10 protein-coding genes are annotated in these 12,868 nt (G+C 67.1%); 4 read left to right on the forward strand and 6 right to left on the reverse strand.

The genetic code is table 11. The features are described from left to right. The first annotated feature begins 50 nt into the window (after positions 1-50). Positions 51-329, forward strand: a complete 279-nt coding sequence (locus tag ACOOF5_RS09085; RefSeq protein WP_420438349.1) for an HU family DNA-binding protein — start codon at positions 51-53, stop codon at positions 327-329. A gap of 26 nt (positions 330-355) precedes the next feature. On the opposite strand, the gene ACOOF5_RS09090 is transcribed toward ACOOF5_RS09085, so the two are convergent. Genes ACOOF5_RS09090 through ACOOF5_RS09100 form a run of 3 tightly spaced genes read right to left on the reverse strand, consistent with a single transcriptional unit; the run spans position 356 to position 2,897 of the window. Next, positions 356-694 (reverse strand): YbfB/YjiJ family MFS transporter, encoded by a 339-nt coding sequence (locus ACOOF5_RS09090; protein WP_420438351.1) that lies wholly within the window; start codon positions 692-694, stop codon positions 356-358. Beyond that, a complete protein-coding gene (locus tag ACOOF5_RS09095) occupies positions 685-1,749 on the reverse strand; it encodes an MFS transporter (protein WP_420438353.1) in 1,065 nt (354 codons plus the stop codon). Before ACOOF5_RS09095 ends, ACOOF5_RS09090 begins: the two co-directional genes overlap by 10 nt. Further along, entirely contained in the window at positions 1,680-2,897 is a 1,218-nt protein-coding gene (locus ACOOF5_RS09100) for a cytochrome P450 (RefSeq protein WP_420438355.1), read from the reverse strand. The genes ACOOF5_RS09095 and ACOOF5_RS09100 overlap by 70 nt, the downstream gene beginning before the upstream one ends. A gap of 82 nt (positions 2,898-2,979) precedes the next feature. On the opposite strand from ACOOF5_RS09100, the gene ACOOF5_RS09105 reads away from it, so the two are divergent. From ACOOF5_RS09105 to ACOOF5_RS09115, 3 genes are all read left to right on the forward strand, one after another. Next, positions 2,980-3,714, forward strand: a complete 735-nt coding sequence (locus ACOOF5_RS09105) for a crotonase/enoyl-CoA hydratase family protein (RefSeq protein ID WP_420438357.1) — start codon at positions 2,980-2,982, stop codon at positions 3,712-3,714. A gap of 62 nt (positions 3,715-3,776) precedes the next feature. Beyond that, positions 3,777-4,796, forward strand: a complete 1,020-nt coding sequence (locus ACOOF5_RS09110; RefSeq protein WP_420438359.1) for a zinc-binding dehydrogenase — start codon at positions 3,777-3,779, stop codon at positions 4,794-4,796. Between the two features lie 11 nt (positions 4,797-4,807). Continuing rightward, a complete protein-coding gene (locus ACOOF5_RS09115; RefSeq protein WP_420438361.1) occupies positions 4,808-5,689 on the forward strand; it encodes an amidohydrolase family protein in 882 nt (293 codons plus the stop codon). A gap of 188 nt (positions 5,690-5,877) precedes the next feature. Here the strand turns inward: ACOOF5_RS09115 and ACOOF5_RS09120 are convergent, their stop codons facing one another. The 3 genes from ACOOF5_RS09120 to ACOOF5_RS09130 form a co-directional block, all read right to left on the reverse strand. Continuing rightward, entirely contained in the window at positions 5,878-7,515 is a 1,638-nt protein-coding gene (locus ACOOF5_RS09120; protein ID WP_420438363.1) for a SulP family inorganic anion transporter, read from the reverse strand. Between the two features lie 177 nt (positions 7,516-7,692). Next, positions 7,693-10,638 carry an ATP-binding cassette domain-containing protein gene (locus ACOOF5_RS09125; RefSeq protein WP_420438365.1) on the reverse strand — a complete coding sequence of 982 codons (2,946 nt, stop codon included), beginning with the start codon at positions 10,636-10,638 and terminating at the stop codon, positions 7,693-7,695. Further along, a complete protein-coding gene (locus ACOOF5_RS09130; protein ID WP_420438367.1) occupies positions 10,635-12,863 on the reverse strand; it encodes an NHLP family bacteriocin export ABC transporter peptidase/permease/ATPase subunit in 2,229 nt (742 codons plus the stop codon). The genes ACOOF5_RS09125 and ACOOF5_RS09130 overlap by 4 nt, the downstream gene beginning before the upstream one ends. Positions 12,864-12,868 lie beyond the last annotated feature (5 nt).

Here is a 12,868-nt window from a genome sequence, read left to right on the forward strand (position 1 = left end):
TCTTCTGTGATGAGGTGATGCCCCGAATCGTTTCAGAGAGGAACTGGACTGTGGCGAACAAGGCAGAAACCATCAAGGCGGTAGCCGCTCAAGCCGAGGTGAGCGCGAGCGATGCGGAGAAGACGCTGACGGCGTTCTTCGACCTGGTTGCGGCCGAAGCAAAGGCCGGCGGCAAGGTGACCTGGCCGGGATTCGGCGCCTTTTCCATGTCCGAGCGCGGTGCCCGGATGGGACGCAACCCCCAGACCGGCGAGTCCATTGAGATCGGTCCGAGCCGTTCGCTGAAGCTGGCAACTGCTGCTGCCATGAAAAAGCAGCTGATGAGCTGAGCTGACGCTCAGCCCAGCGGCGCCTGCTAGGGCGCCACAGCATTTCTTCGACGCATCGTCGACATGCATATGCATGACAAAGCGGCTATCGCAGCGATAGCCCAATAGGTCGCGCTGAAGCTCCCGGTCCGGTCGGCGAGCCAGCCGCTCGTCGCCGGGCCGATCACCGACGCGGGGCCGTAGAACATCGTCATCGAGCCGAGGACCGCGGCAAAGGTGCGGTCAGAGACGTGGTCGCTCACGAAGGTCGCGATGAGCGACGGGAACGAGAAGGAAGCTCCGCCGAAGACCACCACTGCGACGACGATCAAGGCAACCGGGGCACGCGCCGCCAATACGGCGCCGGTGCCGGCGCTCAGGGCCATGACCGTGGCCATGGTGCAGGCCGCCCGATCCGGTCGCTGAGGCGGCCGAAGGCCAGCGCACCCACGATCGAGCCGGCGCCCATGCAAGAGAACACGAGTGTCGCGGCGGTGCGGCTGAAGTCGTGATCGCCCTCCAGCGCTCGCCCCAAGAAATTCGCGAACGAGGACGTCATGTACGCGAAGCCCATGTACGCCGCCACAGCGCGCTTCCATCCGTGAATCCGGAACAGGGCCCCGAACCCCCCCACAGCGGCAACGCGTTCGGTGCGTCGAGCCCGCACAAAGACCGACAGCGCCGCTAACAGCACGACCGAGAGCCCAGCCTGGATCAGCCAGATGGGCCGCCACAGCGCATCGTCGGCCGCCAAGCTGCGAAGAGCAGTGGTTGCGATGGGTACGCCGATCAGCGCAGCACCCATGGTGGCGGTGAGCGTGCCCAGCGCAGCACCACGGCGACTCGCCGGAACGCCCTCGCTGGCGATCACGGGCGCCGTGAGCCAGATGCCGCCGCCGCCGAGGCCCGCCAGTGCCGTCCCGATCACCACGGCTGCTGCACTGGACGCTGTGCCGATCACGGCAAGACCCACGGTGGAGGTGACGATGCCCGCGCGCAGCAAGACGAACGGCTCGGTGCGCCCGGCGGTGAACGTGACGATGACCACTCCGGCGAAGTAGGCGCCCATGTTGGCCGAGCCGAGTGCGCCGATCAGCGTGTCGCTGAGCTCGAGATCGTCGGCCATTGCGGGCACCAGCACCCCCACCGTGGCTCGCCCGAAGACGTGCGACACCACCCCGGAAAGGGCCACTAGCACCACCCGTCCCCAGCGCACGCGCTCGGTTGGCGGCTTGTTGGCGGCCACGGCGTCGGTTGGGCCAGCGGCGACCGCGGCAGCCGCATCGTTCACACCGGCTGGACTGGGGGCGGCCGGACCCCGAATGACCTTGAAGACGTCGGGCAGCCGGCCCATCTGTGCGGTGGCGGGGGTCAGTGCCCCGGCGTGAACCTGATCGGCAGTGTCGATGGCCCCCAGATGCCGTTGGACACCGGCTTCCATTCCACCTCGCCGTCGAGTCGCAAGTCTGGCATCCGCTGTGCGACGGCTTTGAGTGCTTCCTGCAGCTCGGCTCGGGCCAAGAACGCCCCCAAGCAGTAGTGGATGCCGCTGCCGAAGGTCATGTGCGGCGCGCTCGACCGGCGAGTGATGTCGAAGCACAGCGGCTGGTCGAACTGCGATTCGTCGTGATTCGCGGCGGTGAAGCTGGGGAAGATCAGCGTGCTGGCGGGGAACTCGACGCCGCGGTAGGCGATGTCCTCGCTGGCGTAACGCGCTGTGCCTCGCACGGCGCCGAAGTGGCGCATGACCTCTTCGGCGGCCTGGGGCGCCAGCGACGGCTGGTCGCGCAGCAGGCGGAGCTGGTCTGGGCAGCGAGCGAACAGCTCCACAGCACAGGCGAGCTGATTGCGCGTGGTGTCTGTGCCGGCGAGCAGCACGGCATTGGCCAGCGACTGCATCTCCTCGGTCGTCAGCCGGTCGCCTGCTTCCTCTGCGGCGATGAGATCCGAGAGCAGGTCGTCGCGAGGCTCGGCGCGCCGCTCGGCAATGAGCTTGGACATGTAGGCGCCCATCTCGTCCTGGGCGGCCATGATCGCCTGCAGGTCACGCGCCAGGTTGCCGTTGAAGACTCGGAAGATGTCGGTGGCGAGGCGGCTGAAGAGCTCCCAGTCGCCTCGGGGGGCGCCCAGCAGTTCACAGACGATCGGAATGGGGTACGGCTCGCAGACTTCGACGACAAAATCGCCATGGCCGCGGGCGCACAGCGGATCCAACAGCTCATTGATGACTTCGGCCATGAACGGACGCAGCCGTTCGGCAGCTTTGGGAGTGAAGGCCGGTCCGACGAGCCGACGCAGCCGCTGATGCTCGTCGCCTTCCATGCCCAGGATGTTCTGCCCGCTGCGACGATTCCATTCGGGGTCGTCAACGCCTTGCATCTGGGCGATGAGGCCGATGGCGCTGAACCAGCGGCGGTCGCGCAGCATGGCGGTCACGTCTGCGTGGCGAGTGATGACGTATCCCAGCGGGCTGCGGGCGATCCACGTACGTGCGGCCAGATCGGTCAGCGCAGCCCGACGCTCCGTCTCGCTGGCGTCGGCGTCGAGGCCGATCTCGGGCATGTCCACCTCGGCTACCGGTACGGCCATGGGCGCACCCTAACCATCGCGTCGGGGACCCGGCCCGAGCCGTCCCGGGCACGGTCGAAGGCGCAGCCGTAGCATTCGGGCGATGAGCGGCACCCCAGCATCAGGCAACGAATCCCCCAACGGCACGGTCACCGCAGAGCGGCACGGCAGTGTGCTGCTCGTGCGGGTAGACGACGGCAAAGCCAACGCTTTCTCGGTGCCGATGCTTGCGGCGCTCGATGCTCAGATCGACGAGGCGGAGGCCGACGACGGCGTCGGGGCTGTGGTGATAGCAGGCAACGACCGAGCGTTCTTCGCGGGATTCGACCTCAACGTGATCCGCGGCGGTGACCGTGCCGCGATCGGCGAACTGGTGTCGGCGGGCGGCGCGATGGTTCGACGGGCCTACGGCGCGTCGGTTCCGGTGGTGGCGGCGTGCACCGGCCATGCAGTCGCGGCCGGGGCTCTGCTGCTGCTCGGTTGCGACCACCGTGTCGGACCCGACGCCCCAGTCAAGATCGGCTTGAACGAGGTCGCGATTGCGCTGACCTTGCCGGACTGGGCCCTGACAATCTCCAAGGAGCGACTGTCGAAGCGTCACCTCCAGCGATGCGTGGCCAACGCTCGCCTATTGGACGGCGCAGGGGCGGCCGAGGCTGGGTTCTTGGACGAGGCAGTGGCACCGGATGCAGTGGTCGGCAGAGCGCTTGAGGTCGCCGCGGAGCTGGCTGAGACGCTTGACGCCCGCGCTTACGCCAGCACGGTGCGTGCGCTGCGCGGGGATGTCCTCGCTGAAATGGACGCTTCGGTTGAGCGAGATCGGGCGCCGGCGGACTGAGACCGCAGCGCGAGACGTCGGCTTGGGACACAGATGACCGTCAGCGACATGGGGGCTCAGCAATGAAGGCAATCGTGTTCGATGAGCACGGCGACATCGACGTTCTGGCGTATCGCGACATCGACGCGCCCGAGCTGCAACCTGACGAAGTGCGGATCGCGGTGCGAGCCTGCTCGCTGAATTATCACGACGTGTTCACGCGCCGTGGTATGCCCGGCATCAAGGTGCCGCTGCCGGGCATTCCCGGCTGCGACGCCGCCGGGCAGGTCGCCGAACTCGGATCCGATGTCGAGGGATGGTCGGTGGGCGACCGGGTGCTGGTGGACCCGGTCCGGTGGAATCGCGGGACCGGCACGTTCTCGATGATCGGCGACACGCTGTGGGGTGCCTACGCCGAACACGTCGTGGTGGCTGCGAGCCAGCTGATCGCTCTGGCCGATGACGTCTCCTACGAGGATGCTTCATGCCTGCCGGTGGCCTACGGCACCGCACACCGGATGATGATCACCCGTGGCGAGGTCGGCCCCGACGACACCGTGCTGATCCTGGGCGCCAGCGGGGGAGTGGGCACCAGCGCGCTATTGATTTCGAAGATGCGAGGTGCACGGGTGATTGCCGCAGCCGGCACCGACGACAAATGCCAGCGCCTCGCCGACCTCGGCGCCGATGAAACGATCAACTACTCCGAGATCGACATTGCCCGCTATTGCCGTGAGCAGACTGGGGGTCTGTTCGGCGGGGGCGGCTACGACGTGGTGGTGAACTTCACAGGCGGCGACACGTGGGCTCGCTCGCTGCGCTGTGTGCGCCAGGGAGGGCGCGTGCTCACCTGCGGCGCGACGGCCGGTTACGACCCACCGACCGACCTGCGGTTCATCTGGACCGCCGAGATGGACATCCGCGGATCCAACGGCTGGAAGCGAGATGACCTTGATGAGCTGCTGGCAATGGTGCAGACCCGCGAACTGGTGCCGGTCATCGACTCGCTGGTGCCATTGCCCGACGGCGTGGAGGCGCACCGGGCCATGGAGGAGCGCCGGTTCTTCGGCAAGATCGTCATCACTGCCGACGCGCCGGTCTGAGCCTCGCTGCGGTGGCCCACGACCCGAACGCCTCGGCGGCAGGCAGCGACGGCGACGCCATCGCTGTCATCGACTTCCGGTTCCGGCCCATCGGGGCGCGCAGCTGGACGCCCGAGACGACGTATCACTATCTCGAGCGGATGGGCCTCGAGCCGTGTCCCAGCTTCGTGTCCCAATCACGCGAGCTGATGTTCGCCGAGATGAACGAGGCCGGGATCTCGCTGGGCGTCATCGGCGTGCCAGGCCCCACAGGCATCCGCGGGCTCGACCCCACCGGCTCGGCCGAGATCAGGGCCATCGTCGATGAGCATCCGGAACGCTTCGTGGGGTTCGGCTCTGTCGAACCCAGTGATGTCAGCGTCGCTGTCGCGGCCGTCGGCGAGCTCGCATCCCACGGCATGCGTGGCGTCACGGTCGACCCGTCCACCGCCGAGATCAGCCGCCGTTTCAATGATCCCGCGCTCTACCCCATCTATGAGGAGGCTCAGCGGCTAGGCCTCATCGTGTCCACCACGATGAGCTGTTTGCTCGGCCCGTACCAAGACGACTGCCGCCCCGAGTACGTCGACCACGTCGCCACCGACTTTCCCAGCCTCACGGTGTCCATTCAGCACGGCGGCTGGCCGTACGTGCGCGAGGCGCTCGGCGTCGCCTACAAGCAGCCCAACGTGGTGATCGTGCCCGGCCAGTACGTCCACTACGGATTCCCCGGCTCACAGGACTACGTGACCGCGCTGGCGCGCCAGCTTCCCGACCAGATCCTTTTCGGGAGCGTCTATCCCAACTGCGGTCCGCTCACCGACCTGCGCCGCATCGTGGCTGGCTGGGAGCTGCCGCCAGACATCGAACGCAAGTACCTGCGCGATAACGCCGCACGAATCCTCGACCTGTAGAGCGACCGCCGGACTTAGCCGCGGCTGTCTACAGCGAGTAAGCGAAGTCGCGCAGTGCAGCGGCGGTTGCCGCATCACCCCGTCGCGCAGCTGACAGCAGCCCCGGCCAGCTCTGTCGCTGTTGCAACGGCCTGCGCATCGGCGGCGTCGCGTGGCCCCGGCCGGGCATTCTGGGGCCTCAGTCCGGCTCAGGGGGCATCGGCATCGTGCGCGAGCAACCGGCGGGTAATTTCCCGGGCCTCGTCGAGGCTGCGCACCCGGTGCTCGGGGGGGATTCGGCGCAGTACGTTCAATGACTCGAGCGTGGCGGCGGGTGCGCCGTCGAGCGCCATCACGATGCAGTGCACGCCTTCGACATGAGCGGCGTCGATGAGCTGTTCGATGACCAGCGCAGCGCTGTCGTCGATGTAGTCGGTCTCGGAGAAGTCCAAGATGACGACCTGGTGACCGACGATGTCGTCCCCGATCGTGCGGATGAGCTTGCTCGAGGACGCGACCGTGAAGCTGCCGCGCAGCTTCACGATGCCGGTGCGTGCCGAGTAGGGGGCAATCTCGTTTGTCGCAACATTCTGTTCGGTCAGGAAGACCTGATCCAGCAGCGGCACCGAGACGACGCTGTCGAGCTGGAGTTGTTCGAATTGGCGGGCGCCGATCATGCCGGCCACGATCAACCCGACGGCCACTGCGGTCACGAGGTCGACGAAGAGCATGATGCCGAGCGTGGTCACCATGATCAGCAGGTGCTCGCGCTGCACCCGGTGGAGTCGGGCGAAGAATCGCCAGTCGATGAGCTGCCAGCCGAAGATCACCAGCACGCCTGCCAACGCAGCGTGGGGCAGGTAGGCGAGCTGGCGTGCCAAACCCAGGACGATCGTCAGCAAGACGAGTGACCTGACGATGACAGCAACACGTGTTGTCGCCCCTGAGCGCACAGCGATCATGGTCGGCAGGAAGGACTGGTGACCGGCCAGCCCACCGACCATGCCCGCAGCGATGTTGCCCGCCCCGAGGCTGACGAGGCTCCGATCGGGATCCAGCTGGGTGCGCGTCTGCGCGTCGGCGGCGAGTATCGAGAGCAGCGCCCTGACGGTGCTCAGCAGGGCGATGGCGAGCGCTGGGGTCAGCGCCTCGGCGAGAAAGCCCGGTGACAGCACCGGCGCCGCGAGTTCAGGCAGGCCGGTCGGCAAGTCGTCGAGCGTTGCGACATCTCGGAGCCATACGACGCTCAGCAGCGTGCCTGCGGCCAGACCGGCCAGCATCGGCGGCACCTTCGTTCGAAGCCGCTTGGGCCACGTGAGGGCGACCGCCAAGGTGAGCGCTCCGATCGCGAGTGCAGCGAAGTCGACGTTGGCGAATGCCTCGGGCCAGTCCTGTACCGCTGTCGCAGGCTTCGTGATCCAGACGGTTTGTCCGAGGAACGAGCGGACCATCGAGACGATGATCAGGACGCCGACTCCCGATGTGAAACCTGCGATGACCGAGTACGGCGTGTAGGCGACGAACCTGGCCAGCCGCAACAGACCCAAGACAATCTGCATGAGCCCTGCCAGCATCACGATCGTGAGCGCTTTTCCCAGACTGTCCGCGTACGTCGCGACGACAACGGCCATCGGAATGGCGGTAACGCTGGAGACGTCTCCGAACTGCGGGCGCTCGCGTTCGAAGAACCCTACGAAGATCCCCACAGCGACCGCTGCGTAGATACCGCTGGCCGCATCCAAACCGGCGGCGACCCCGAACGCGACCGACGGCGTCAGCACGACAAGCGCTGACATCACGCCTCCCGCGACATCGCCTCGCAGTGTCTGTAGGTCGTAAGAGGACACGCGGATAGGTGAGCCTTCCCGTTGAGGCACCGGTTGTTTCCTGCTCTTGTTCCCGATTCCAATGACGTCGGCGCTCACAGGCCGCTGCGGCCACGGCCTCGTCTATCAGCTCAGCCTCTCAGCCATGTCGGCGCCGCACGAGTCTCTCACGAGACGACCGACGACGAACGAGACGACTTACGCGAGCTGACGTTCGACAAGGCTGCGGAACGGGCCGTCGATGGCGCTGAGTTCGTCGAAGTCGCCGACTTGGACGATGCGTCCCCGCTGCATCACGTAGATACGGTCGGCGTGACGGATGGTCGAGAGTCGGTGCGCGATTACGATGCGGGTCGCGGCTAGCCGCTCGATGCTGCCCATGACCTGTGCTTGACTGCGTGCGTCGAGCCAGGCCGTTGCTTCGTCCAGCCAGACGACGCGCGGATTGCGGACCAGCGCGGCGGCGATTCGCAGACGCTGCGCCTGCCCGCCCGATACTGAGGCCGAGTCCTCGGTCACGACGGTGTGAAGCTGCATCGGCATCTCGGCGATCTCGTCTTCGATGTCAGCCTGGCGAACGGCACGCCATGCGTCATCGATCGTGAGGTCATCGCCCATGCCGATGATGTTGTCGAGCAGGCTGCCGGGCTGCAGTGCGCCGTCCTGCATGACGACGCCGAGTTGGCGCCGTAGCGCATGCCGGTCGAGCGAGGCAAGGTCGCGGCCGTCGTAGTAGATGCTGCCCGACGTCGGGTCCTCGAGCCCCAACGCCAGCCGCATCAGCGTGCTCTTGCCCGAGCCCGACTCGCCCACGATGGCGATGAACTCGCCCGCCCGTGCCGAGATCGAGACATCTTCGACCAATGGAGTGTCGGGTTCGTAGCGGAAGCTGACGTGGTCGAAGTGGAGGTCGCCCCCCAGCGAGACTGCAGAGCTGCTGTGGACGCCGGGTTCGGGCACCTCGTCGAGGACGGGCCGGACCTGCTCGAAGCCGGGCAAGGCGGCGGCGACCGCCTCGAACGAGCGACCGAGGTTGCCAGCCGCAGCGAAGAACGTCATCGCCACGGCGAAGACGACGAGGAAGTCGCTGATCTGCAGCTGTTCCGTGTCGCGGGAGAGGACGACTGCGAACAGGGCGGCGCCGACCAATGCCGGCGTGGCGGCGCCCAGCGAGATCAGATGCTCGTTCCGTCGTGAGACCTCGATCCCGGCCAGCAGCTGTTGCCGGTAATGCCGCGCCCACGCGGCGAAGGCCGATGGCTCTGCGCCGGCCGCGCGCAGCTTTCCTACCCCGTTGACGAATTGCAACAGCTCGCCAGTCAGGCGTCGTTCGGCGGCAAAGCCGCGACGCTGCGGCCCTAGCTGCCAGAGGCCGATCAATGCAGTGACCAGCAACATCGCCGCTGCGAGGCCGACGCTGAGCAGTGCGAGCGGAACGTCGTAGGCAAACAGGACGGCGAGCGTCGGCAGAAGGAAGACGAACGACAGCAGCGCGTTGACGACCACTCCTGAGAGCTGGTCGCGCATGAATTGGAACGAGGCCATGCGGATGGCGAGCTCACCGGCAGTGAAGCGCCGGAAGAAGCTCGGCGGCAGCCTCAGCAGTCGGTCCCAGGCCGCCGCGCTGACCCGGGCTGCGCTGCGGCCTTCGATGCGCATCAGCGAGGTCCCCTGCAGAATTTGCAGCAGCACCCCGACGACACCGAACAGGACCAGCGCGATCATCGTCTGTGCCAGCGCGTCTCCGTCGGCCGACGGGAGCACCCAGTCCGCCAGGACGCCGACAGCAATTGCAGGTGCCTGTGTCAGCAGTGCCGCTGCCAGTCCGGCCACGGCGAAGCGCCCGAAGCTGGAGGCGAGCCGGCGTCCGCCCAGCCGCACAAGGTCGAAAGCGCCGACAGCGCGATCTTTGGCCAGCGTCGGGTAGCACAGCCAGGCGCGCGACGAGAGCTGACGAGCTGTCGTCGAGTCGACGCGAGCGGCTCGCGCGCCGTCGGTCGGGTCGACCATGCGGTAGCGGCCGCTCCAGTGCGGCAACAACGCGACCGGCCGCTGGCCCTCATCGAGGAACCCGAGCATTGCGCCGTTGTCGCCCAGCCACCAGCGATCCTCGGCCTGCAAGCGCACCTGCCGGGCGCGGACGCCTGAGGCGCGAAAGATCGCATCGGGCGTGGGCGCCTCGGTGACGCGGCCCGGCGGCTGCGCCGGTTGCTGGAAGCGAATGCCGTCGCGCTCGCCAATCAAGGCGAGCGCCGCCATGAGCGCGGAGTCGTCGTGGGCAACGCTGGCGCGTTCAGGTTTGAGGATGCGGTTGAGGCCGGCGCGGGCCTGTTCGGCGTCGCGGCGGCGGAGCGCTTCGCGAGCGGCCTGCTCGTTGACGACGTCTGCCAGCAGCAGCAGTCGATTGAGTTGCTCGGCGTTCATCGCGAGCGTGTGGAACTCGTCGAGTGCCTCGAGCAGCCGGCCGCCGTCGGCGAGCTGACGAGAGCTGGCTGCGGTGATCGTGGCATCTTCAGCGAGCGTGAGCCAAGTATCGAACGAGAGCGGCATGAGACCAGTGCCGGCGGGCGCCGGCTCCTCGGTGTCGAGAAAGACGGCGGTGCCGTGCGAGACACCGACCCAGACGACCGCTCCGGCGCGCGTCGTGAGCACGCTGTGTGCGTCGGCGTGCAGCCCAGAGTGGTTGCCGGGGTCGACGACGACCGTGGGACGCGGTCGCGGATCAATACGCGCCGCCACGGCACCGCCGATCGCGCTGATCCAACGGTCGACCTGATCGGCCAGTTCGTCGGCCAGTTCGCGGTCTGCGAACGCGGAACGCTGCAGTCTGGCCAGGCGCGCGCCGGGAAGACCTTTGCCGACGGCCAGCAAGTGCGAGCCGTGCGAATCGATCCCGAAGACGATCTGCCCAGCCCCGGCGCGCAGGAGGTGGCTGGCAGGGGAGCTGGCGCCGCTGTCATCGGTTTCGAAGAGGAACACGTCGATGGCACCCTCAAGGACCAGGTAGGCGATCGAAGCGTCGTCGAGATTGATGGGCTGATTCGCGGCGCTGGCAACTGACTCGCCTTCGCTCAAGGCGAGCCGACCGAGTCGCGACTGCTCAACCGCGACGGTCGGCTCGACGATGGTGACCGGAATCGTCATTGGGCGTGAACCAATTGGGCGTAGGTGCCGTCGGCATCGGCGATCAGCGCCTCATGGACTCCCCGCTGCACTTCGCGGCCGCGGTCGAGCACGATGATCAGGTCGCAGTCGCGGATCGTGCTCAGCCGATGGGCGACGATCACGCATGAGCAGCCTCGGCGGCGCAGGGCGTCGTCGATGCGCTGCTCAGTCACGGCGTCGAGCGTGCTGGTTGCCTCGTCGAGGAACAGCAGCGACGGTCGGTTGACCAACGCGCGGGCGATCTCGAGTCGCTGGCGCTGTCCGCCGCTGAAGTTGCGGCCGCCTTCTTGGATGTGGGCGTCATATCCGCCGCTGCGTCCCACGATCTCTTCGTGGATCATCGCATCGCGTGCAGCGGCGACGATGTCGGCTTGGGCGATGGCGGAATTCCACATCGTGAGGTTGTCGCGCACGCTGCCGTCGAAGAGCACGATCCGCTGGTCGACCGTTGCCAGCGAGGCGGTGAGGATCGGGCGCGGGATCTCGCGGGCAGGCACGCCGTCGAGCAGGATCTCACCCGACCATGGCGCGTACTCGCCGTTGACGAGGCGCAGCAGCGTCGATTTGCCCGATCCGGTCGGACCGACTACGGCGATCCGCTGGCCCGGCTCGACCGTGAGGCTGAGGCCGTCGATCACCGGGTCGCCATGGCGTCGGTAGCCGAACGTGACGTCGCGCAGCTCGAGTCGACCGGCGAGCCGCAGGCGACCCTTGAGGCTGGCGACCGTGCCCCCTTGAGCGTCACGTTGGCTCGCCTCAGCGGCAGTGAGGGAGGCGTCCTCTTGCGCGCTGAACACGTCGGCGACGCGCTGAAGGTCGGCTTCGAGCAGCTGGAAGGTGTCTGCGAACTGGACAAACCGTCCGACCGGGGCAAGGAAGTTCCCAGCGAGCACATAGAGCGCGAACATCTCGCCGATGGTGAGGTCGCCCTCGATGACGCGCAAGCCGCCGAGTCCGAGCACGGTCAACCCGCTCAGGACCAAGAAGAGCTGCGGCAGGGCAGCGTTGACGTAGCCCAATTCGACGAAATGTTGCCGGGCGGAGAGCTCCCGAGCCTGGTATCCGCTCCAGCGGGCGAAGAAGTCGTCTTCGGCGGCGGTGGCTCGCAGCGAGTCGATCTGACGCAGACCAGCGGTCTCGATCCCGAACAGCAATGCCTGTTCACGACGCAGCTGTCGATTCTGATCAAGCCGGCGCCGGCTCAGGACTCGAGTCACCGCCACATTGCCCAGTGCGATCGCGAGGACGATCAAGCCGATCAGCGGGTCGTAGATCACGAGCGGCACGACGAGCAACGCGCTCACCATCAGCTCGACGACCGCTCCCACGAAGCGCTGAGCCGCGCCCGTCGCGATCTGATCGACGAGGCTGAGCCGTGAGGCGAGGTCGCCAGCGAATCGGTGCGCAAAATACTGCGTCGGCAGTCGGAATAGTCGCCAGAGCAATCGCTGAGAGTGGGTGATCGCCAGCCGGATCGAGATCTTGCGCAGCGTCATCTGCTGCAGCAAGGTGAGCACGTAGGCGGCGGCGCCGGCGAGCAGCATCGCGACGATGATCCAGATGCCCCAGTCGCGCTCGGTGCCGATCAGGACTTCGTCGACGAAGACTCCCAGCAGGATCGGCAACGCGAGCGCTGGTACTGCGAGCAGCAGACCGGCGAGAACCACGGCGATCAGTGCGCCGCGAGCCTCACGCAACCAGGGCCAGAGCGCTCGCCAGAGTGCAGGCGGCTTGCCGCCCTCTTGGAACGACGATGTCGGCTCGGCCGTCAGCACGATGCCCGTGAAGGCCTCGCCGAATGTCTCCCGACTGACGGTGCGTCGACCGTTGGCCGGGTCATTGAGGTGGTATCGATCGTCCGATACGCCCTCGAGCACGAGGAAGTGGTTGAACTCCCAGAACAAGATGGCGGGCAGCTCGACGTCGTCGAGCAGCTCGACGTCCTTTCGCCAGCCGCGGACGCGCAGCCCGTAGCGCTCCCCGGCGCGGACGATGCCCGCAGCATTGGAGCCGTCCCGACTGACACCGCAGGCCTCGCGCAGCTCCTCGAGCGGAACCCAGCGTCCGAAGTGGGCCAGGACGATGCCGAGCGAGGCGGCCCCGCACTCGGTCGCTTCCAGCTGGGGGATGATGGGCGTGCGCAGGCGGCGTCGCGCAAATGGTCGCCATGGTCGCCGCCCCGCAGGCCCCCCAATTGCGGGCATCGTTC

This window comes from Candidatus Poriferisodalis sp., assembly GCF_965214215.1.
Lineage (GTDB): Bacteria > Actinomycetota > Acidimicrobiia > Acidimicrobiales > Poriferisodalaceae > Poriferisodalis.

Coding starts and splice junctions, on each gene's coding strand:
- ACOOF5_RS09090 (WP_420438351.1), bottom strand. CDS start 694: ATGGCCCTGAGCGCCGGCACCGGCGCCGTATTGGCGGCGCGTGCCCCG.
- ACOOF5_RS09095 (WP_420438353.1), bottom strand. CDS start 1,749: ATGGAAGCCGGTGTCCAACGGCATCTGGGGGCCATCGACACTGCCGAT.
- ACOOF5_RS09100 (WP_420438355.1), bottom strand. CDS start 2,897: ATGGCCGTACCGGTAGCCGAGGTGGACATGCCCGAGATCGGCCTCGAC.
- ACOOF5_RS09105 (WP_420438357.1), top strand. CDS start 2,980: ATGAGCGGCACCCCAGCATCAGGCAACGAATCCCCCAACGGCACGGTC.
- ACOOF5_RS09110 (WP_420438359.1), top strand. CDS start 3,777: ATGAAGGCAATCGTGTTCGATGAGCACGGCGACATCGACGTTCTGGCG.
- ACOOF5_RS09125 (WP_420438365.1), bottom strand. CDS start 10,638: ATGACGATTCCGGTCACCATCGTCGAGCCGACCGTCGCGGTTGAGCAG.
- ACOOF5_RS09130 (WP_420438367.1), bottom strand. CDS start 12,863: ATGCCCGCAATTGGGGGGCCTGCGGGGCGGCGACCATGGCGACCATTT.